General features: G+C 59.7%; 18 protein-coding genes and 1 tRNA gene. 8 read left to right on the forward strand and 11 right to left on the reverse strand.

Annotated features, from left to right (window positions below; genetic code table 11):
* Positions 1-34 precede the first annotated feature (34 nt).
* Entirely contained in the window at positions 35-256 is a 222-nt protein-coding gene (locus RAH42_RS05360; protein WP_078016592.1) for a DUF3343 domain-containing protein, read from the reverse strand.
* A 192-nt stretch (positions 257-448) separates the two neighbouring features.
* Here RAH42_RS05360 and yedE point away from each other — a divergent pair, with 192 nt between their 5' ends.
* The 4 genes from yedE (at position 449) to grdD (ending at position 4779) form a co-directional block, all read left to right on the forward strand.
* Positions 449-1525 (forward strand): YedE family putative selenium transporter, encoded by a 1077-nt coding sequence (gene yedE / locus RAH42_RS05365; RefSeq protein ID WP_078016619.1) that lies wholly within the window; start codon positions 449-451, stop codon positions 1523-1525.
* Between the two features lie 12 nt (positions 1526-1537).
* The gene (locus tag RAH42_RS05370; RefSeq protein WP_078016591.1) at positions 1538-1747 is read left to right on the forward strand and encodes a sulfurtransferase TusA family protein; all 210 of its coding nucleotides are present in this window, start codon (positions 1538-1540) and stop codon (positions 1745-1747) included.
* 335 nt (positions 1748-2082) lie between these two features.
* Positions 2083-3612, forward strand: a complete 1530-nt coding sequence (gene grdC, locus RAH42_RS05375) for a glycine/sarcosine/betaine reductase complex component C subunit beta (protein ID WP_078016590.1) — start codon at positions 2083-2085, stop codon at positions 3610-3612.
* Between the two features lie 12 nt (positions 3613-3624).
* On the forward strand, positions 3625-4779 hold the full coding sequence (gene grdD, locus RAH42_RS05380) for a glycine/sarcosine/betaine reductase complex component C subunit alpha (RefSeq protein WP_317540131.1): 1155 nt from the start codon (positions 3625-3627) through the stop codon (positions 4777-4779).
* Positions 4780-4906: 127 nt separating this feature from the next.
* On the opposite strand, the gene RAH42_RS05385 is transcribed toward grdD, so the two are convergent.
* Genes RAH42_RS05385 through RAH42_RS05400 form a run of 4 tightly spaced genes read right to left on the reverse strand, consistent with a single transcriptional unit; the run spans position 4907 to position 8411 of the window.
* Positions 4907-5686, reverse strand: a complete 780-nt coding sequence (locus RAH42_RS05385; protein ID WP_120372370.1) for an ABC transporter ATP-binding protein — start codon at positions 5684-5686, stop codon at positions 4907-4909.
* Positions 5683-6753: an iron ABC transporter permease gene (locus RAH42_RS05390; protein ID WP_078016587.1), complete on the reverse strand. Its 1071-nt coding sequence runs from the start codon at positions 6751-6753 to the stop codon at positions 5683-5685. The genes RAH42_RS05385 and RAH42_RS05390 overlap by 4 nt, the downstream gene beginning before the upstream one ends.
* Positions 6754-6756: 3 nt before the next feature.
* Positions 6757-7830 (reverse strand): iron ABC transporter substrate-binding protein, encoded by a 1074-nt coding sequence (locus tag RAH42_RS05395; protein ID WP_317540132.1) that lies wholly within the window; start codon positions 7828-7830, stop codon positions 6757-6759.
* Positions 7831-7868: 38 nt separating this feature from the next.
* A complete protein-coding gene (locus tag RAH42_RS05400) occupies positions 7869-8411 on the reverse strand; it encodes an FmdE family protein (protein ID WP_078016585.1) in 543 nt (180 codons plus the stop codon).
* A 177-nt stretch (positions 8412-8588) separates the two neighbouring features.
* Here RAH42_RS05400 and RAH42_RS05405 point away from each other — a divergent pair, with 177 nt between their 5' ends.
* On the forward strand, positions 8589-9452 hold the full coding sequence (locus tag RAH42_RS05405; protein WP_317540133.1) for an ISNCY family transposase: 864 nt from the start codon (positions 8589-8591) through the stop codon (positions 9450-9452).
* On the forward strand, positions 9416-9943 hold the full coding sequence (locus RAH42_RS05410; protein ID WP_317540134.1) for a hypothetical protein: 528 nt from the start codon (positions 9416-9418) through the stop codon (positions 9941-9943). Before RAH42_RS05405 ends, RAH42_RS05410 begins: the two co-directional genes overlap by 37 nt.
* 397 nt (positions 9944-10340) lie before the next feature.
* Here RAH42_RS05410 and RAH42_RS05415 read toward each other — a convergent pair whose 3' ends face one another.
* Entirely contained in the window at positions 10341-10652 is a 312-nt protein-coding gene (locus tag RAH42_RS05415; RefSeq protein ID WP_078016545.1) for a YerC/YecD family TrpR-related protein, read from the reverse strand.
* A 235-nt stretch (positions 10653-10887) separates the two neighbouring features.
* On the opposite strand from RAH42_RS05415, the gene RAH42_RS05420 reads away from it, so the two are divergent.
* Positions 10888-10973 (forward strand) — tRNA-Leu (locus tag RAH42_RS05420).
* 74 nt (positions 10974-11047) lie between these two features.
* Here the strand turns inward: RAH42_RS05420 and RAH42_RS05425 are convergent.
* The 4 genes from RAH42_RS05425 to RAH42_RS05440 all read right to left on the reverse strand — a co-directional run bounded on the left by RAH42_RS05425 (position 11048) and on the right by RAH42_RS05440 (position 16719).
* Entirely contained in the window at positions 11048-12367 is a 1320-nt protein-coding gene (locus tag RAH42_RS05425; protein ID WP_078016546.1) for a replication-associated recombination protein A, read from the reverse strand.
* 157 nt (positions 12368-12524) lie between these two features.
* A complete protein-coding gene (gene nth / locus RAH42_RS05430; protein ID WP_078016547.1) occupies positions 12525-13229 on the reverse strand; it encodes an endonuclease III in 705 nt (234 codons plus the stop codon).
* The gene (locus RAH42_RS05435; protein ID WP_296427885.1) at positions 13226-15667 is read right to left on the reverse strand and encodes an ATP-binding protein; all 2442 of its coding nucleotides are present in this window, start codon (positions 15665-15667) and stop codon (positions 13226-13228) included. The genes nth and RAH42_RS05435 overlap by 4 nt, the downstream gene beginning before the upstream one ends.
* Before the next feature lie 14 nt (positions 15668-15681).
* Positions 15682-16719, reverse strand: a complete 1038-nt coding sequence (locus tag RAH42_RS05440; protein WP_078016549.1) for a tRNA methyl transferase PRC-barrel domain-containing protein — start codon at positions 16717-16719, stop codon at positions 15682-15684.
* 78 nt (positions 16720-16797) lie between these two features.
* Between RAH42_RS05440 and hypF the strand changes: the two genes are divergently transcribed.
* On the forward strand, positions 16798-19059 hold the full coding sequence (hypF, locus tag RAH42_RS05445; RefSeq protein ID WP_317540135.1) for a carbamoyltransferase HypF: 2262 nt from the start codon (positions 16798-16800) through the stop codon (positions 19057-19059).
* On the opposite strand, the gene pfkA is transcribed toward hypF, so the two are convergent.
* Complete coding sequence (gene pfkA / locus RAH42_RS05450; RefSeq protein WP_078016550.1) at positions 19056-20018, reverse strand: 6-phosphofructokinase; 963 nt, start codon at positions 20016-20018, stop codon at positions 19056-19058. The genes hypF and pfkA overlap by 4 nt on opposite strands.
* Between the last annotated feature and the right edge of the window lie 103 nt (positions 20019-20121).

Genomic DNA, 20121 nt, shown 5'->3' on the forward strand with positions numbered 1-20121 from the left:
CATTTTCTCTCAAGGCGGAATTTCCGTGAAACCGTCAGTCTGTCATGTGATGCGTCTCGGAGATCTCGATCCCGCCCTTTTCACAAAGCCGTATGATCTCGTTTTCGCGGTCGCAGGGATAGGAGCAGGCCAGCCCGCAGCTTGCCGAGATCTGCCGGGGCACGGGGATGATCCTCACGTCGAAACCGGCGCGGCGGCATTGTTTCTCGAACATCAGGGCCATACTGGTGACGTCAAAGGTCGCAAGACATTTCATTATACAGAACTCCTTATAGATTATGAATTTATGCAAGGGTTTTATTCATGCGTTTTGATAATTTGACTTCCGGCTTTTTTCGAATATACTAAAGAACAAGAATAAGGTCAATGATAGTTATTTATACTATGCCTTGTTCAAACTTCATTTCATCGCAGGAGGCGGTTGTCATTGAAAAATTTTGATTCTCTCATGGTGTCGCGGTTGGGCCCCGTTATCGCAGGTCTTGCCGTGGGCATACTTGCGCCGGTTCTCGTGCTTCTGGGGAACCCGGGCAATATGGGGATCTGCGTTGCCTGTTTCGAGCGCGATATCGCCGGGGCGCTGGGCTTTCACAGGGCGGCGGCGGTCCAGTATATCCGTCCGGAGATCATCGGCCTGATCCTCGGCGCTTTCGGTTCCGCGCTGGCGTTCAAGGAATTCAAGCCGCGCGCGGGATCGGCCCCCGCCGTGCGCTTTCTGCTCGGCATTTTCGCTTCCATCGGCGCGCTGATCTTCCTCGGCTGCCCCTGGAGAGCGTATCTCCGTCTGGCGGGCGGCGATTTCAACGCCCTTTACGGCATCGCCGGACTCTTTGTGGGGATCTTGATCGGCATTTATTTTATCAGTTCCAACTACAATTTGGGTAGAGCCTATCCCGCTCCGGCCGAAGCGAAATTATCCGGTTTGATGATGCCGCTGTTCGCGCTTGGGCTGCTGGCGCTGCTGCTGATCGCGCCCAAGTTGGGAGCCGAGGGGACGGGACCGATTTTCTTCTCCGAAAAGGGGCCCGGCTCGATGCACGCGCCGTGGTATGTCAGTCTGGCCGTGATGCTTTTGGTCGGCTGGCTTGCGCAGCGCAGCCGCTTCTGCACGATCGGAGCGCTCAGGGATCTCGTTCTCGCCCACGACGGCTATCTGTTCTGGGGGATCGTCGCCCTGCTGGTGGCCGCGTTCGGCATGAACTTCGTGCTGGGGAGCTTCAAGTCCGGATTCGCGGGGCAGCCCGTGGCTCATACCGACTCGCTCTGGAATTTCCTCGGCATGGTCCTGTCCGGCCTGTGCTTCACGCTCGCCGGAGGATGTCCCGGCCGTCAGCTGGTCATGGCCGGCGAGGGCGACGGCGATGCGGCTGTTTTCGTCTTCGGCATGATCGCGGGCGCGGCGGTGGCCCATAACTTCGGTCTTGCCAGCAGCGGCGCCGGGATCGGCGCTCACGCCCCGACCGCTTTCGTCATCGGCATGATTTTCTGTCTCTGCGTCGGTTTCGTGATGCGCAGGAAGGCTTAAGGAGGAGAAAAAATGGTTGTTGATGCACGCGGACTTTCCTGTCCTCAGCCTGTCGTCGAGGCCAAAAAAGCGGCGGCGACGGGAGAAAAGGAGATCGAGATTTTTCTCGATAACCCGACGTCGATCACGAACGTTACCCGCTTCATGACAAACCAGGGCTATCAGCTCAAGACAAACGATATTCAGCCTGATCAATCGAACAAACTTGTCTTCGTCAAATAATCAGCGGCGATGATCATAAGGAGAGGCGGCTCGACACCGCCTCTTTTTCATATTTGCTTGATTTTGTCGCCCATCGTATTTCTACAGGCCTCATTTCACGGTAAAAAAATCTCTTCTCATTGAAATATCACTGCAATTATAAAAACTGCGAATGTTCGTCGCGAAAGGGGAAAAGACAATTTCAGCAAAAAACATAAAAACTTTCATCATCACTTGAGAAATCAAGGATCTTGGTTTTTATTGCGACATCTTGTATTATAATAGCGTCGGTTACAAGGCAAAGTCCTTGCGATAAATTTTCGCTCCACAAAATCCCTGAGGAGGTATTTTCAGTAATGTCCAGAGTTGCAATCAAAGGTTCCGCTTACTGCCTTGAGCATGTTCCCCAGCTGGGGCTTCACTACGGCAACACGCCCTATACGGCCGGCGAAGGCGAGAAAGAGTATCTTCAGGCTCTTCCCAAGCATCTTCAGACCTACGAACAGGCGAAGGGATATGCTCCCAACATGACGTACATCGGAGCTCTGCCCCTTGAGGATCTTGACGCGCAGCCGACGCCCATGTACCAGAACTACAATCTCGAGGCGCCCCGTTTCGGCACATACGGCGAGATCATGCCCGAAGACGAATTCCTCGGCCTGCTCGACATCTGCGACGTTTTCGACCTGATCTGGCTCGAAAAGGACTTTGCCGCCTCCGTCCGCGAAAAGCTTTCCAAGCACGAACTGATCACCGAGTCCATTCTCGCCCGCCTCGAAGCCGGACACGATCGCGCCGAGATCGAAGAATACCTCAAGAGCAGCGATCATACTCAGGTTTTGCCGCTCTATTTCGACGGCAAGGTCGTCGGCATGGCGCGCGCGGCGCACGCCGTGGACGACAATCTGTTTGCCCACGTTCTGCTCGAGAATCTTGCCAGCAAGGCCGGCTCCGTGCTCGCCCTGCTCCATCTGCTCCGCAACACCGGCCTGAAACCCGAAGAGGTCGATTTCGTGATCGAGTGTTCCGAGGAAGGCGCGGGCGACGCCTGCCAGCGCGCCGGCGGCAACTTCGCCAAGGCCATCGCCGAGATCGCCGGCTGCGTGAACGCCAGCGGCTGCGACGTGCGCGGTTTCTGCGCCGGCCCCGTCAACGCCATGATCAACGGCGCTTCCCAGGTCGCCGCGGGCGCCCGCAAGAACGTCGTCGTCCTGGCCGGCGGCGCCATCCCCAAGCTTTACATGAACAGCCGCGACCACGTCAAGAAGGACATGCCCGCTCTCGAGGACTGCCTTGGCTCGTTCGCGATCCTGATCACTCCCTGCGACGGCGTCAGCGCCGAAATGCGTCTGGACGTCCTCGGCAAACACTCCGTCGGCGCGGGCGCCTCGCCTCAGGCCGTCACGCAGGCCCTCACCTGGGAGCCGCTCCAGAAGGCCGGACTGACCTTCGCCGACGTCGACAAGTTCGGCGCCGAACTTCATATCCCCGAGATCACCGAACCCGCCGGCGCCGGCAACGTGCCGCTCGCCAACATCAAAATGATCGCCGCTCTGGCCGTCATGAAGAAGAGCATCGAAAAGAAGGACATGATGACCTTCGTCAAGGAGAAGGGACTGCACGGCTTCGCCCACACTCAGGGACACATCCCCGCCGGCGCGCCCTTCATCGGCCCCGCCGCCGACTGGATCAAGGAGGGCAAGATCAACCGCGCCATGATCATCGGCAAGGGCAGCCTGTTCCTCGCCCGCCTGACCAATCTCGCCGACGGCGCTTCGTTCCTGCTCGAAAAGCCCGCGCCCGTAGCCGCGGCAGTGAGCAAGGACGACATCAAGAGCCTGCTGTTGGAGTCTCTTTCCGAAATCGCAGCAGACCTCAAGAAGTAAGGAGGCTTTTGTATGTCTGACGTTCGCAAGCTCATCGGTGAGGCTCTCTCCGAGATCATCGATTCTGCCGCTCACGGCGGCCCCCGCGTCCGCGTCGGCCTGCAGGCGAATGGCAGCGAGCACGGCTCCGAAGAAATCGCCAACGCCGCACGCCTCGCCCAGCGCCAGAACCCCAACATTCAGGTCGTGATGATCGGCCCTAAAAAAGTCGAAGGTTTCGACGACCTCGAGTGGATCGAGACCCCCGACTGCGAGATCGACCTCGAAAAAGCCATGGACGAAGCCATGGACAGCGGCAAAGTCGCCGGCATCGTCGCCATGCACCATCCGTTCCCCATGGGCGTGACCACGATCGGCCGCGTCTTTACGCCCGCCTGCGGCCGCGACATGATCGTCGCCTCCACGACCGGCACCAGCGCCATTAACCGCGTCGAAGCCATGATCCGCAACGCCGTCTACGGCATCGCCGTCGCCAAGTCCATCGGCAAACAGAATCCCACCGTGGGCATTCTCAACGTCGAAGGCGCGCAGGTGGTCTTCAAGGCGCTGCGCAAGCTTCAGGAAAACGGCTACGACATCACTTTCGGCGAAAGCAAACGCGCCGACGGTGGTTCCGTCCTGCGCGGCAACGACATCCTCCAGGGCGTCGTCGACGTGTGCGTCTGCGACACGCTGACCGGCAACGTGCTGATGAAGATGTTCTCCTCGTTCAGCACCGGCGGTTCGTACGAAGCGCTGGGCTGGGGCTACGGCCCCTCCGCCGGCGAAGGCTGGAAGCACGTCGTCAACATCATCTCCCGCGCTTCCGGCGCTCCCGTGATCGCCAACGCCGTCGCCTATTGCGGCGCCGCGGCGGCAGGCAAACTTCCCGAACTGGTCGCCAAGGAAGTCGAAGCGGCCAAGGGCTGCGGTCTCGAGGAAATCATCGCCAGCTTCATGCCCAAACCGGCCGCGGCCGAAGAGGAAATCAAAGCCCCGGCGGCCGAGCCGACCGACGAGGAAATCCACGGCGTCGACGTGCTCGCCATCGAGGACGCCGTGCGCGAGCTGTGGAAGCACGGCATTTACGCCGAAAGCTCGATGGGCTGCACCGGCCCCGTCGTCAAGCTGAACAAGAGCAAAGAAGAAGAAGCCCGCAAGATCCTCGCCGCCGCCAGCTACATTTAGAACCTTGAAACACGGCGCGCGCAAGGGAAAAGCGCGTGAAGAACAAAAAAATGACGTTGGAAGGACGAACTTCCAACGTCATTTTTTTGTTCCGCGTCATTGTTTTTTCATAAAGCAAAAATTTGCATCACGCGCGAAAAGCGGGATCGCTCCGCAGGCGCGGAATCACCAAAGGCGCGCCGTCGTGCGCGATCACGTCTACGGGAATCCCGTAAACGTCGCCGATCAGATCGGCGGTCGCCTCCGCCGGCCGGCAGGCCGCGCAAACGGCGCCGTCGCGCAGAAAGATCAAACGGTCGGCGACGCGCAAAGACGTGTTTAGATCGTGGATCGACATCAGAATCGCCACGTTCCGTCCTTGAACGATCTGCCGCAGCGTCCGCAGCATGTCGATCTGATTTTTGAGATCAAGGCTGCTCGTCGGTTCGTCCAACAGCAGGACTTTGGGTTCCTGCACGAGAGCGCGGGCAAGAGCGACCTTTTGGAACTCGCCGCCGCTCAGCTCGTCGAGGAACCGCAGGGAAAATTTTTCGAGAGACAGAGCTTTTAGCGCCGCTTCCACTTTTTCAACGTCTTCGTCCTTTATCGTCCATGCGATGTGCGGGCGGCGGCCAAGCAGGACCGCGTCGAAAACGGTCAGATGCTGCGGTTCGTCCCTCTGGGGGACGTAACCGAAAATCTTGGCCCGGTCGCGCCGCGGACACAAGGCGAGCGTACGCCCATCAAGAAAGACCGTCCCCATCGCAGGGCGCAGGATCCCGTTAATGGCTCGCAGCAGCGTGGTCTTTCCCGTGCCGTTGGGACCGAGCAGCACGACGATCTCCCCCTGTTCCAGAGAAAAACTCACGTCCTTCAAAACGTCGTTGCGCCCGTAGGCGAAGGAAAGTCCCGATACCGACAGCGTCATTTTCGGCTTCTCCTTTTCATCAGGAGCGCCACGAACACCGGCGCGCCCATGAACGCCGTAAAGACGGAGACGGGCAGAAGACGCGGCGCGAGCAGGAGCCGCGCCCCCATGTCGGCGCCCGTCAGAAGGGCCGCTCCCAAGAGAACCGAGCCGGGGATCAGGAAACGATGATCGCCCCCGAGGAAACGGCGCAGCATATGGGGACAGACAAGTCCGACAAAACCGATCACGCCGAGAAACGCCACCATGACGGCGGCAAGCAGCGACGTCACGACCATGGCTTCGAGACGGATCCACGAAGCCGAGACGCCCAGCGACACAGCGGTCTCATCGCCGCAGCACAAAGCGTTCAGATCGAAGCGCCTGTAAAAGAACAACGCCGAAGAAAGGGCCAACAGAGCCGACATCATGGGGATCTCGCGCCACGACGCGCGCGAGACGTCGCCGAAAGTCCAGAAGACAGTAGCCGCCAGCTGGGCGTCGTCGGCGAAATACTGAAGAAACATGGTCCCGGCGGTAAACAGCGAACTCAGCGCGACGCCAGCCAGCACCATGACTTCGCCCGCGCCGCCGGTTGCCGAGACGATGAAAAGCACGATGCCCATGCAGGCCAGAGCGGCTGCGAAGGCCGCCCCCGTCGTGAGCCAGTGGTCCATGATCGTCACCGCGTCCGCCGCAGTGCTCTGCATCGTTCCCGAGCCGAGGACGATGATCGAGAAGGCCGCGCCGAAAGCGGCCGCGTTGGAGATCCCCAACGTGAAGGGAGACCCCAATGGATTGCGCAGCACTGCCTGCATGACCAGCCCCGCGAGCGACAGCCCGCCTCCCGCCAGCATAGCGGCCAGAGTCTGGGGCAGGCGGATATTCACGACGATCACCTTGGCCCGCCCTTCCCCGCCGCCGAGAAGAACCTCGATCACCTCGGAGACAGGGATCCTGACGGCTCCCCAGGCCACGGACAGCAGGCCGAGGAGCAAACACAGCCCTCCCAGTCCAAGGAGAAAAAGCTTTTTACGGCCGACGTAGGCTTCGTACTCCAACGAAAGGAGATGCTCCTGCCGAAGCACGGCTTATTTCCCTTCAAGGTTCAGACGTCGGAAAATTTTGCCGGAAAGGGCTTCGCTGATCTGAGCGTAGAGCGGTTTTCCGACAAGGAAAGAATAGATCTCGTCGGCGACGGACGCGATCTCGACGTCGGCGAAACGGTCGGGATAGAGAGTTTTCCCCACGAAATAGCTGTTGACCAGCACGGAACCGTAATTGATCGTGTACGAATTGTAGGGAAGCACGCTCCAGATCTCGCCGTTTTCGACGGCCGACAGTTCGGCGTAGACGGGATCGAAACTGAGCTGCCAGAGGCCGCTGGCCTCGCCTTTCGCCCGCAGGGTGTTGATGTCCATGAAGACGACTTGGGGATCCCACTGCAAGATCTTTTCCTTGGCGACGTTGACCGTTTCCGATCTGCCGGAACCGTCGGAGGCCACGTTTTTCGCGCCGGTGTAAAGGAACGGCGGATATCCCGTTTCCGTCGAGGTGAAACCATGCGTGCCGCGCATGGATACGCCGCCGATATAGCAGCTTCTGCGCTCTTCTTCGGGAACGCCGGCAGTCCTCCGGCGCAGTTCGGCGAGGTGCTTTTCGAAGAAAGCCGCCACTTCTTCCGCCCTCTGTTCCTTGTCAAGGACTTTCCCCATCAGACGCAGCGTCGCGTAGAACTGTTCCTTTTCGTCGCTCAGATTTCCGTATTCCAGGCCGATCACGGGAATCCCCGTTTTGGCCGTCAGCTGGTCGGGATGAGGACCGGAAAGAGGCGACACTTTGAAGATCACCTGCGGCTGCGGAGAAAGCCCGGCAATCAGTTCGGGATTGTCTTTGCCGCGAAACTCGCCGAAAAGAGGCAGAGCGGCAAACTCAGGATGAGCGAAGGCATAAGGACGCGATGCTTTGCTCTGCGGAGGATCGTTGCGCTTTTCGATGGAATCCACCGCGATCACGCGATCATTCGCCTGAAGGTAGGTCAGCAGCCTCAAGGCTCCGGATCCCGAGCCAAGGATCCGCTGCGGCGCGACGGGCACGGTCACGGAACGCCCGAGGCAGTCCGTGACCGTCATCTCCGCGCCGCATGCCGCAGACGCACACAGCATCGCTAACACAAGGGACGCAAGAAATTTCATCGAACTCTTCATTTTGTCATCCTCCTGATCTTTTCCGCGCAGGGCACACAGACTTTTCGTCCGTCCGCGCACGTCTCGAGGCGAGTGACCATGACTTTCTCGCCGCACACGGAACAGTTTTCCGAATCGTGAATACGCGCTTTCTGCGGGATCGCCTCTTCGGGTTTCTTCACGTCGAACAGAGCTTCATCAGGTTCCGTCAAAAGACGGCCCATGTGTTCGTCGCGCGAAAGTGCGTTTTCAGGCGAGCGATAGACCAGCCTCACGCCGCGTCCGTCAGAATGGCGGAAAACGGTGAAAGCGTGCTTGCCGTAATCGCGGAAAATGAAATTTCCCTTTCCGAACGTGCAGCCAAGAACTGCTTGGATCGCATCCACGCCGCAGGCGTCATTTTCCACAACCGCCACAATCTCTTCATCCACGTCGCGGGACAGATTCAGCAGCTTCATGGCCATTCGAGAAGCGCGCCAGCCGATCAACAGGCCGGGACACAGATGTCCGTGAAAAGCGACGACGGGCGTTAGTTCCGGTGGAATTTTCAACGATGCCATATCCATAACCTCCGATTCAAAGAGTAAAAATAACGCTACTTTCTATTTTTTACGTAGCACGATCATTCTAGCACAGTCCGCCTGGATTACAATCTTTCATGGCCGTTGTGTCGTTGTTCAGTGATAAAGTCACCCATAACTGTTCCAAGAAAATGTCACTCTGAGATAATACCGTTCATGAAACAGGAGCGAATGACATTGTCACAAAAGGAACTGGATCGTATCAGGATTATCGGAGCGCTTGTCGAGGGACGCATGACGAACAGGGAGGCGGCGGAAAAGCTGGGGCTCTGTCAACGGCAAATCATCAGGATCAAGAAGAGGTTCGCCGCTCAAGGGGCGGCAGGGCTTGTTCACGGCAACCGCGGCAGAACGTCTCGGCGCAGGATCGGAGATGAGGTTCGGGAGTCGGTGCTGAAGGCGTATGAGGAGGTCTATTACGATTTCAACTTCTCTCACTTTGCGGAATGCCTGAACGAACGGGAGGGGATCGGGATCAGCCGTTCGAGTGTCGTCCGCATTCTGAAGGACGAGGGGATCAGGAGCAAGAAGAGTGCGCGGCGGCGGCCGAAGCTTCACCGTTCCCGACCGCAGAAGGTGGCCGCGGGGATGTTGTGGCAGACTGACGCCACGTCGTTTGAATGGTTTGGCAGGGGGAACGGGCGCGCGACGCTGCACGCTTATATTGACGATGCGACGGGGATCGTGACTGGCGCCTGTTTCACTGAGAACGAATGTATGGCGGGCTATGTCGCCGCGCTGGGGATGGGGATCGAGGGGTATGGGCTGCCGATGGCGATTTACAGCGACCGGCATACGATTTTCCGCTCTCCAAAGGCACGGGCGCAGGATGATGAGGATCGGATCGAAGGGAATGAAGAAAATGAAGGGAATGAGGCGGGGAAGGAGGAGCCGTTAAGTTGTTTCGGACGGGGGCTGAAGGATCTTGGGATCGGGCAGATCTTTGCCTTGACGCCGGAGGCGAAGGGGCGTGTCGAACGTCTTTGGAACACGATGCAGGACAGGCTGCCGGGGAGCTGAGGCTGCTTGGCGTCTCGGATATCACGGCGGCCAACGAGGTTTTGCCCAAGCTCATCGCCAGGCACAATCGGAAGTTTGCCGTCACGCCGGCTGAGGGAGAGGACGTTTATGTGAAGCCGGAAGGAAAAGTCGATTTGGATTTTCTCTTTGCGCGTCGCGAATCTCGCAGGACGGATCACGGCGGCATGATCTCCTACGGAGGTCGTCGGTACGTTCCGGCGGCGGACGATTGCCTCGGGATGGCCAAAACGACGGTTGAGGTGCGTGAAACGTCGACCGGGCGGATCTGGGGTGTTTCCAAGGGCAGACGGATCGAGATGAAGGAGGTTGAAAGTCAAAAACGAGTCGACTCCGATGAGGCATCGGCAAAGAAACGGAAAAGCGGGCTTGTGAAAGCGCACAAGCCCGCTCCGGACCACCCTTGGCGGCGTGGCGTCGTCAAAAGGCAGGGATATCATAGCACATGTCGGGATAAACGTACGTTCGCGTAGACGTTGTTATGGCGGCACGATGGGGAGTTCTTTCGAGGTGTCTTGCTGTGATGGGAGTGTGATGGGGTGACTTTTTTAATGAGCAGTTATGGTGACATTTTTATTGGCTATTGACATCTTTCATGGCCGTTGCCCACGGCGTCTTCCCTGCTTGGCCTTTCGACATCTTCTGTAAGGATAAATCTTTTTTCAAAAAAGTCCTATAATGTTTTTAGAGGAGCGGCGCTTCTTATACTACTTCTCAATTAAAAGGACAAACACAAGGGCGCTGCGAGGGAGTTCTGAGCGACTGAACTCCCTCGCAGCGCCAAAAAACTATGTTAACGCTTTTTATCAAGAAACAGTATGAACATGCGCCAGGGCCGTCTGGATTACCGACGGCTCTGGCGCATGAAAGTCATTTCTTGTTCGTGACGTTTTTCCCGTTCTCTTCAAGCCTGTTCAGCACCACGCCATAACCGTCGGCGCCATAGTCGAGAAATTTGCGTACGCGGCTGATCGTCGCCGTGCTGGCGCCGGTCAGCTGCGCTATCTGCGGATACGTGTGATTCCGGCGCAGCAGGCGCGCCACTTCCAATCGCTGAGAAAGCGCCTTGATCTCGCCGATGGTCGCCACATCTTCGAGGAAATTATACACTTCTTCCACTGTGTTCAAAGAAAGAAACGCAGAAGCAAGCTGTTCTGTCAGTTCATCCTTCCATTTTTCCATATGGCCGCGCCTCCCGACTGAATATTATTGCAGAGACAACTTTTAAGGCTCCATTTCGGTCCCACTTTAGCACACAAAAGCACAATGCACAATCCAAACCGGGGCCCTCAGACAAACCGTATCGGTCTCCGTATCCCCCGGCGGGATTCGCGCGCGGAAATACGCGGCGCCGCGGGAGCAAAAATATCTTGAGACGTCACTCAACCTATGGTATGATTCGTGAGTAATTGAAAGGGCTCAGATGGTGGAATCGGTAGACACTGGGGACTTAAAATCCCCTGGCATTGCGCCGTGCGGGTTCGAGTCCCGCTCTGAGCACCACCGCCGAGATGCCGATCCCGTCGTGCGACGTGTCGAATGCGCCGCACGACGGGATTTTCTTTTTTATAAACACGTCAGCTGCCATGCTTGGCCTTCCAGTCTTTGATGAACTCGAGGCGCGCCTTGTATTTCGCTTCGAGCCCCTGCTCCGTCGGTTCGTAGTAGACCTTTCCCAGCAGCGAATCCGGCAGGCACTGCATGCCCGTCAGTTTTTCCGCGGCGTCGTGGGCGTACTGATAGCCCTTGCCGTAGTCCAGTTCTTTCATCAGTCTGGTCGGGGCGTTGCGGATCACAAGCGGGACGGGCTCGGCCAGTTGAGAGATCGCGTCGCGCCGGGCCGTTTCATAGGCGCGGTAAAGGGCGTTCGACTTGGGCGCCAGCGAGAGGTAGACGGCCGCCTGCGTCAGGTGGACGGAACACTCGGGCATGCCGATGAAATGGCAGGCCTGATACGCCGCCACCGCCAGTTCCAGCGCTCTCGGATCGGCCAGCCCGACGTCCTCGCTGGCGAAGCGCACGATCCGGCGCGCCACGTAAAGCGGATCCTCGCCCGCTTCGAGCATCCGCGCCAGCCAGTAAACCGCGGCGTCGGGGTCCGAGTTGCGCATTGATTTGTGCAGCGCCGAGATGAGGTTGTAATGTTCTTCGCCTTTCTTGTCGTAGAGCAGCGATTTCTTGGAGATGCACTGTTCCAGCACTTCCGGCGTGACGACGACCTCGCCGCCGGCGCGATTGCCGTTCAGCACGACCATTTCCAGCGTCGAAAGGGCCGAACGGGCGTCGCCGTTGGCGAAGTTGGCGATCGCTTCCAGCAGTTCGGGCGCGATGCGGACGTTTTGTCCGCCGAAGCCGCGCGGGTCGGCAAGCGCCCGCCGCAGCAAAGAAACCAGCTCTTCCGTCGTGAGCGCCTGTAATACGAAGACCTTGCAGCGCGACAGAAGCGCGCCGTTGACCTCAAAAGAAGGATTTTCCGTCGTCGCGCCGATGAGGATGATGCTCCCCTTCTCGACGAACGGCAGGAAGGCGTCCTGCTGGGCTTTGTTGAAGCGGTGGATCTCGTCGACGAAGACGATGGTCTTGCCGCCGAAGGTGCGGTTGCTCTCGGCCTGCTGCATGACCGTGCGGATCTCTTTGATGCCGCTGGTCACCGCCGAAAAGTTGATGAACTCCGCCTTGGTCTGGTTGGCGATGATGCGGGCCAGCGTGGTCTTGCCGACGCCCGGCGGCCCCCAGAAGATCATCGAGGAAATGGTGTCGTTGACGATCAGGCGGCGCAGGATTTTATCCGGCCCCAGCAGATGCGTCTGCCCGACGAACTCGTCCAGGTTCTGCGGCCGTAGCCGGGCGGCAAGGGGCTGCGTCTGCCCGCTTTCAAACAAGTTGAGCTCTTCCATGGATCACTCCCCCTTTGCGCGAACGATTCCCCGCCGTTCAGTGTCGAGGCGGGAAATATCGGCGACTGACTGAAAATATTCTATCACGCCTCAAAGCTTACGCACAGACAGAAAAAAGGAGTTCCCCGAAAAATACCGGGGAACTCCTTTTTTTCCGTCAGGCTTCGCTGGAAGGACAGATGCCCCTGAGGGGACATTCGCCGCACTTCGGCGCTCGGGCCTTGCAGATGTTTTTTCCGTGCTGGATCACGTTCAGGTGCCCGGCGCACTTCATCTCGTCGGGCACAAGCCGTTCGAGGCGGGCCTGGATCTCCGCAGGCGTCTCTTTGGCGTCGGCCCAGCCGAGACGCTTCGAGATGCGCGCCACATGCGTGTCCACGGGAAAGGCCGGAAAACCGAGATCGAAAGCGAGCACGCAGGCGGCCGTTTTCGGGCCGACGCCCTGGATGTGCGTCATAAAATCCCAGGCCGCGGCGGGCGTACCGCTTTTCAGGCGTTTGAGCGAATACTCGCCGAAGCGCTCTTTCACGGTTTTCAGCACGCGCAGGATCGTCGCCGCCTTGTTGTTGCAGATTCCCGCCGGCTTGATCGCCTCGGCGATCCGGTCCTGCGGCAGCGCGGCGACGCGCTCCCAGCTTCCGTATTGAGATTTCAGGCGTTCGAAGGCCATGTCGCGGTTGCGGTCGTTGGTGTTTTGCGACAGCACCGTCTCGATCAGCCCGTCGAGCGGCTCTTCATAGACGATTTTGGCCGAGTCCGTCCCCTGTTTCCAGAGTTGTTCCAGGATTTCCAGCACGGTCGTGATCGACGGCGGAGCGATCGGAGCGGGCGTCACCGTTTTGCCGACGTCAGCCCGGCTCATTGTTTTCGCTCCCGGGAAACGGCGGAAGGCGCGTTCCCCTTTTGGCCTCTGCTCAGGGCGGCGCTTTTTTCGATCCATCGTTTCAGCTTCGCCATCGCCCGGCCGTGGATCGAATCTTCCGGATACGTCCCGTCGGCCCGGCGCTTTCCGGCCGGGCAGCCGGTCAGGAGCTCGATGCCTTCGTCGATCGTCTTCACGGACCAGATGTGGAACTGCTTGCGGCGGATCGCTTCGACCACGTCGTGGTTCAGCATCAGATGCCGCTCGTTCTGCCAGGGGATCAGCACGCCCTGCGAGCCGGTCAGGCCGCGCGCAAGACAATAGCTGAAAAAGCCCTCGATCTTCTCGTTGACGCCGCCGATCGGCTGGATGTTGCCGAACTGATCGACCGAGCCGGTCACGGCGATGTTCTGCGCGATCGGCACGTCGGCCAGAGAGGAAAGCAGGCAGTACAATTCGGTGGACGAGGCGCTGTCGCCGTCGATACCGCCGTAATTCTGCTCGAACGACAGGCGGGCGGAAAGCGTCAGCGGCATGTCCTGGGCGTAAACGCGCCCGAGGTAGCTGCTCAAAGTCAGCAGGCCCTTGTTGTGGATCGGACCCGCCATTAAAATCTCGCGCTCGATGTTGATAACGCCTTCCTGCCCCATGAACGTGTTGGCGGTGATGCGCGCGGGATGCCCGAAGGAGACTTCGGCAAAGCTGACGACGGCCAGCCCGTTGATCTGCCCGACGACGGCGCCGTCCGTGTCGATGCGGATGATGTCTTCGGCGAAGGCGGCGCGGATCTTTTCTTCCGTCTGGCTCGAGCGGTAGCGCTTCTCCTGGATCGCCCGCAGCACGTGCTTGCGGTCCACCGATTTGGCGCCTTCGGACAGAGCCCAGGCGGACGATTCGACGACGTATTCTTTCAGCCTGTTGAACTGGGTCGAGAGTTTGTTCTGATCGTCGGCGAGGCGCGAAGCCCATTCGATCAGTTCGGCCAAGGCTTTTTTGTTGAACGGCAGGCAGCCGTCCTGTTCGGCCGTCGTTTTGACGAAGCGCGCCATATCCCACTCGTTTTCCGGCGTGCGCGGCATTTCGTAGTCGAATTCCGCGACGGTCTTGAAGAATTTGGGGAAATCGGGGTCGTATTCGCGCAGCAGATAATAAATGTAATAACTGCCGACGAGGATCACTTTGGTCTTGATGGGGATCGCTTCCGGGCGCGGCGTCGTGATCGGCATGACGCTGTATTGGTCGCTGAGGTTCTCGACCGTGAGCAGGCCGGAGCGCAGCACGCGTTTCAACAGATCGTAGGACATGAAATTGCGCAGCAGCTCTTCCGCGTCGAGGATCAGATAACCGCCGTTGGCCCGATGCAGCGCGCCGCTCACGATCCTCGTGAAGTCGGTATAATAATATCCCTGGCGGCTCTCGTACTCCATCTTGCCGGCGATGTTGTAAAAAGTCGGATTGGTCTCCCACACGGCCGGCGCGCCGCCCTTGGGATCGTTGCCGACGAAGACGTTGATCTTGTACGGCGTGAAATCCACTTCGCCGCTCTCGTCGCGGGCGGCGGCAATGAACAGGGCGTGATTGGCGACGATCTGGCGCTCCAGCGAATCGATCCACTGGGCGAATTTCTTCGTTTGTCCGTATTTCTCCCGGATCTCGTCCAGGTAAGGGCCGATCGCCGTGCGGCAGATCTCGGCTTCCATATCCGAAAGCTTGGCCTTGAGCGCGCGCTCCTTCTCCCGGATCTGCCGCAGGACTTCCAGAGTTTTCGAGGTCAAGGCGTCGGATACGCTCTTGAGGCGCTTCTGCTCTTTCCGCGGCAGGGCTTCGAATTCGTCGGTCTGAAGCTCCTTGAACTCCTTTTTGCCTTTGCCGTTCTTGACGATTTTGAGGGGAATGTTGACAAAACCCTGCGGCGTGCGCTTGACGAGGAAACCGTCCTTCTCGGCCTCTTCGCGGACGTGATTCATCATCTTCGAGATCTGATCCTGAAACGAACTGATCTCCTGCGCCTTAGCGTCTTCGTAGCTGCTTTTCTCGAAAGCGCCGCTGATCACGGACTTCAACTCTTCGATCAGCTTGGTGAAGTCTTCCTCGGCCTTTTTCGCCTGCCCGGCCGGCAGGTCGATGGCCAGAGGCTTTGCCGGCTCGTCGAAATTGTTGACGTAGATCCAGTCGCTGGGCGCCGGCATGCGCGCCGCTTTTTCACGCACGCTTTTGAGCGCGTAGCTTGTGCGCCCGCTGCCCTGCGCCCCGACGATAAAGACGTTGTAGCCGGTGCTCTTGACGGCGAGACCGAAATCGATCGATTTGACAGCCCGTTCCTGTCCGATAAAATGAGTCAGTCCTTCCAGCTCAGCGGAAGAAGAACAGCGCAGCACCTTGGGATCCGTCTTTCTTCGCGCCTGCGCCGCCGTTAATTTTCGGGCCCGTATTTTCATGGCCTTTCCCCCAGTCATTCCATGTATTTTATAAATCCGCCACCGAGGAGGATGTACTCCGTCCCGTCGTAAAGGGCAAGCGCCTGTCCGATCGAAACGCTCCCGGCGGGTTTCCGCAGTTTGACCGCGCCGCAGCCGTCGTGGCAGTCCGTCAGCCGGCCGGGAACCGGCCGGGCGCGATAGCAGTACTGCACGAGACATTCCTGCCCGGCGCGGACTTCCTGCTGCCAGACGGCGTTTTCAAAAGAGATCGTCCCGACCGTGGCTTCCGTCCCATGAGACAGCAGCAGGCGATCGTTCGTAAAATCCCGGCGTTCGACGAACCACGGGCCGCGCGACAGGCCCAGCCCGCGGCGCTGCCCTTCGGTATAGAAGATCAAGCCCCGATGCGGGCCCAAATCTTTGCCGTCATGGTCGACCATGCGTCCGATGTGGCGTTCCTCCGACGCGATGTGATCTTCGAGAAAACGTTCCAGCGAGCCGCCCTCAAGAAAACAGATGCCCTGGCTGTCGCCCTGCGCCAGCCGTCCGCCCAGCCTGGATGCGAGCTCGTTTTTCACGCCCGTTTTATCTCGTTCTGCCGAAAGCGGAAAGCAAAGCCGCGGCAGCCATTCGTACGGCAGCCGGCACAGCATGTAGGTCTGATCTTTCGGCGAGGGCGTCCGGGCGATGGCCCAGCGGTTTCCGCGCTTGAGAACGCGCGCGTAATGTCCCGTGGCGACCTTTTCGATGCCCAGCCGGTCGGCCAGCTCGAGCAACACCCTGAATTTCAGGCTGGCGTTGCAGATCACGCAGGGATTGGGCGTGAGGCCTTTTCTGTATGCGTCGAGAAAAGGCTGCACGACGCGGTCGCCAAATTGTTTTCGACAGTCCAGGCGATGCATCGGCACATGCTGCGCCAGTCGTTCCAGCCGCAGGCGGTCGGTCGGGTCTTCGCCGTCTTTCAGGAGCAGATGCGCCGCCGTCACGTCGTAGCCAAGGTCTCTGAGCCGCAGGGCGGATAAGGCGCTGTCAACGCCGCCGCTGACTCCGACAAGGATTTTTTCGCTCATGCTCTCTCCGCGCCGCTTGTGGGCAGGTCTTCGACCGATTAAAATAATCGGAGCGTTTTCATATTCGAGGTGGAATTCATGCTGATTGAAAAAACATACAGCGTCAGCGGCATCGTCCAGGGCGTCGGCTTCCGCCCGCTGTGCGTAAGGATCGCGCGTCGCACCGGGATCCGCGGCTCCGTGGCGAACACTTCCGACGGCGTCCTGCTCCGTTTGCAGGGGACGGAGGACGCCATCGCCCGATACGTGGCGGAACTGAAACGCGACTGCCCCGACGTGGCGCTGATCGTGGATATCAAGCTGCTCGAACGAAAGGACGTCGAACAGGCCGATGATGATTTTACCATACTCAAAAGCGTGCGTTCGCTTCGGCAGAGAGTCCTGCTTCCGCCCGACATGGCGACGTGCCGGAACTGCCTGGCCGACATCAGGGATCCCGCCGACAGGCGTTACCGTTACGCCTTCACGAACTGCACGAACTGCGGCCCGCGCTTTTCGATCGTCAGAGAACTCCCCTACGACCGGCCCAAGACGACCATGTCGGCCTTTCCGATGTGCCCCGCGTGCCGGCAGGAATACGCCGACGAAACAAACCGCCGCTTTCACGCTCAGCCGAACGCCTGCCCCGTGTGCGGGCCTCGCCTGACATATTGCGACGCTCGGGGAGAAGAGATCGCGCGGGATGAAAAAGCCTTCGGGCTGGCGGTCGCCGCGCTTGCGAACGGCCGAATCATCGCCGTCAAAGGGCTGGGCGGCTTCCATCTGGCCTGCGACGCGACCCGGGAAGAGCCCGTCTCCCTGCTGCGCCGCCGCAAGCGCCGTCCGCGCCGCCCCTTTGCGGTCATGGTCAAAAACGTCGCCGTCGCCGAAAAGATCGTGAAGCTGAGCGCCGCCGACGCAAAGCTGCTGACGGGCGCACGAGCTCCTATTATACTGCTGGAACGGAACGATTCCAACTTTCTCGCCCCGTCGGTCGCGCCCGGCTTGAATCGTCTGGGCGTGATGCTCCCCTATACCCCGCTTCATCACATGATCATGGAAGGATTCGACGCCCTCGTGATGACAAGCGCCAATCTGAGCGGCGAGCCGCTCGTCTCCGAAAACGAGGAGGCGTACCGACGCCTCGCCGGGATCTGCGACGGGTTCCTCGTCCACAACCGCCCGATCCACATGAAGATCGACGATTCCGTCCTGCTCCATCACGACGACGGCCCCGTCCTGATCCGACGGGCGCGCGGCTACGTTCCCAATCCCATTATCGCCGCACGCGAGCTGGCGCCGGTGCTCGCCGCCGGCGCGGAGATGAAAGCGACTTTTTCGTTCAGCCAGGACGCCATGATCTTTCCCAGCCAATACCTCGGCGACATGAAGGACATGGGAACCGCGCAGTTCTACGAAAAAGCCCTGCGGCACTTTCTCGGCCTCTACAACTTCGCCCCCGAGCGGCTCGTCACCGATCTGCATCCGCTTTATCTCTCCACCGCCGCGGCGAAGAGGGCTTTTCCCCAGCTGCCGGCGCTTGCCGTGCAGCACCACTACGCCCACATGATGGCCTGCCTCGCGGAAAACCGCGTCGATTCCCCCGCCCTCGGCATCATCATGGATGGCACGGGATACGGCAGCGACGGCTCGATCTGGGGCGGAGAGATCCTCTGCGGCGACGCGAAAAGCTTCGAACGCTGCGGCCATCTCAAGGAATTCCGTCTGCCCGGAGGCGACCGCGCCGTCATGGAACCCTGGCGCTGCGGCTTGAGCCTGCTGGTGGAAAGCTGCGGCGTTTCCCAGGCTCTTGAACTGTGCCAAACTCTCTGGCCCGGACGGACCGCCGCCGCCCGGCAGCTTCTGAACGCCTGGGAGGCGTTTCCGCTCACAAGTTCCTGTGGACGTCTTTTCGACGGCCTGGCCGCGATCGTGCTGGGAAAAGAATCCGTCAGTTACGACGGCGAAGCGGCCATGGAACTGCAGGCTCTTGCGGAAACGCATCCCCTGCCCGCCAGCGGTTCGCCCTTTGACGTTGAAAACGGCGTCATCGACTGGCGGCCTTTCGTCGCCGCTCTGGCCCGGACTCCGCACGACGTCCTTTTTGCGGCCGGGGCTTTTCATTCCCGCTTGGCGCAGGCGCTGGCCCAGTGCGCCGCGAACGTTGCCGGGCAGACGGGCATCCGCCTGGTCGCCCTTTCCGGTGGCTGCTGGCAGAACGGCCTGCTCTTGAAAGAGACGCTGCCCCTGCTGCGCGCTCGGGGACTGACGCCGCTCACCCATAAACTGCTTTCCCCGAACGACGAGTGCCTCTCCGTCGGTCAGGCCTATATCGGCGGCCTGCGGCGGAACGGAAGTTAGATGCTGAGTTCTTCCACCAGCTCGAGCAGCTCGGGGTTCAGTCGCTTTCTTATCTCCCACGTGTTCGGCAGAGGGACCGGCGTCATGTGCCCGTTGACCAGTCCGGCCATGACGCCGTGCTTCCCTCCCAGCAGGCAGTTGACCGCGTAAGCGCCCATGCGGGTGGCGATCGTCGCGTCGTAGCTGGACGGCGCTCCGCCGCGCTGGATGTGGCCGAGCACCGTTACGGTCGCTTTGTAACCGGGAGCCTGTTCGGCAAGCTTTTTTTGCAGTTCGTAGCCGGACATGACGCCTTCCGCAAGGATGATGAGGGAATAATTTTTTCCGCTGAGGCGCGACGCTTTGAGCTTTTTGCACAGGGCGCCGATGTCGAAGGGGATCTCGGGCAGCACCGCAAATTCCGCGCCGCCGGCCACGGCCGTCTGAAGCGCGATAAAGCCGCAGTGACGCCCCATCACTTCGACGATGAAAAGTTTGTCATGGCTGTGGGCCGTATCGCGCAGCCGCCGCACGGCGTCCAGAGCCGTATTGAGCGCCGTATCGAAGCCGATCGTCATGTCGGTGCCGTTGACGTCGTTGTCGATCGTCGCGGGGATCCCCACGACGGGCAGCCCCATTTTCTGCAGTTCCCACGCGCCGCGGAACGAACCGTCGCCGCCGATGACGATCAGGCCGTCGATGTTGCGGTCGTCGCACTGCTGGCGCGCTTTCTTTCTGCCTTCCTCCGTCAGGAAACGCTCGCTGCGCGAGGTTCGCAGCACCGTCCCGCCGCGCTGGATGATCGACCCCACGTCCCGCACTTCGATCTTGCGGAACATGCCGTCGATGAGTCCCTCATAGCCCTGTTCCACTCCCAGACATTTTATGTCGTGATAGGCCGCGCACCTGACGACGGCCCTGATGGCCGCGTTCATCCCGGGCGCGTCGCCGCCGCTGGTCAACACTGCAATACGTTTCATCTTTCATCCTCCTTGCGCGCTGTTTGTCCAATTATACACTTTTCTCTTCAACCGGAATCACCGGGGCCAACGTAAAGGGACTCAACTCTCCACGAGTTGAGTC

Source organism: Pyramidobacter sp. YE332 (assembly GCF_033060595.1).
In the GTDB taxonomy this organism is placed as follows: Bacteria; Synergistota; Synergistia; order Synergistales; family Dethiosulfovibrionaceae; genus Pyramidobacter.

What these genes read in the sequence shown, in the direction of transcription:
- pfkA (WP_078016550.1), bottom strand. Translation starts at nt 20,018, where the DNA reads ATGAAACGTATTGCAGTGTTGACCAGCGGCGGCGACGCGCCCGGGATG.
- RAH42_RS05425 (WP_078016546.1), bottom strand. Translation starts at nt 12,367, where the DNA reads ATGGAAGAGCTCAACTTGTTTGAAAGCGGGCAGACGCAGCCCCTTGCC.
- nth (WP_078016547.1), bottom strand. Translation starts at nt 13,229, where the DNA reads ATGAGCCGGGCTGACGTCGGCAAAACGGTGACGCCCGCTCCGATCGCT.
- RAH42_RS05415 (WP_078016545.1), bottom strand. Translation starts at nt 10,652, where the DNA reads ATGGAAAAATGGAAGGATGAACTGACAGAACAGCTTGCTTCTGCGTTT.
- grdD (WP_317540131.1), top strand. Translation starts at nt 3,625, where the DNA reads ATGTCTGACGTTCGCAAGCTCATCGGTGAGGCTCTCTCCGAGATCATC.
- RAH42_RS05370 (WP_078016591.1), top strand. Translation starts at nt 1,538, where the DNA reads ATGGTTGTTGATGCACGCGGACTTTCCTGTCCTCAGCCTGTCGTCGAG.
- RAH42_RS05395 (WP_317540132.1), bottom strand. Translation starts at nt 7,830, where the DNA reads ATGCTGTGTGCGTCTGCGGCATGCGGCGCGGAGATGACGGTCACGGAC.
- hypF (WP_317540135.1), top strand. Translation starts at nt 16,798, where the DNA reads ATGCTGATTGAAAAAACATACAGCGTCAGCGGCATCGTCCAGGGCGTC.
- RAH42_RS05405 (WP_317540133.1), top strand. Translation starts at nt 8,589, where the DNA reads ATGAAACAGGAGCGAATGACATTGTCACAAAAGGAACTGGATCGTATC.
- RAH42_RS05400 (WP_078016585.1), bottom strand. Translation starts at nt 8,411, where the DNA reads ATGGCATCGTTGAAAATTCCACCGGAACTAACGCCCGTCGTCGCTTTT.
- yedE (WP_078016619.1), top strand. Translation starts at nt 449, where the DNA reads ATGGTGTCGCGGTTGGGCCCCGTTATCGCAGGTCTTGCCGTGGGCATA.
- RAH42_RS05435 (WP_296427885.1), bottom strand. Translation starts at nt 15,667, where the DNA reads ATGAAAATACGGGCCCGAAAATTAACGGCGGCGCAGGCGCGAAGAAAG.
- RAH42_RS05440 (WP_078016549.1), bottom strand. Translation starts at nt 16,719, where the DNA reads ATGAGCGAAAAAATCCTTGTCGGAGTCAGCGGCGGCGTTGACAGCGCC.
- grdC (WP_078016590.1), top strand. Translation starts at nt 2,083, where the DNA reads ATGTCCAGAGTTGCAATCAAAGGTTCCGCTTACTGCCTTGAGCATGTT.
- RAH42_RS05360 (WP_078016592.1), bottom strand. Translation starts at nt 256, where the DNA reads ATGAAATGTCTTGCGACCTTTGACGTCACCAGTATGGCCCTGATGTTC.
- RAH42_RS05385 (WP_120372370.1), bottom strand. Translation starts at nt 5,686, where the DNA reads ATGACGCTGTCGGTATCGGGACTTTCCTTCGCCTACGGGCGCAACGAC.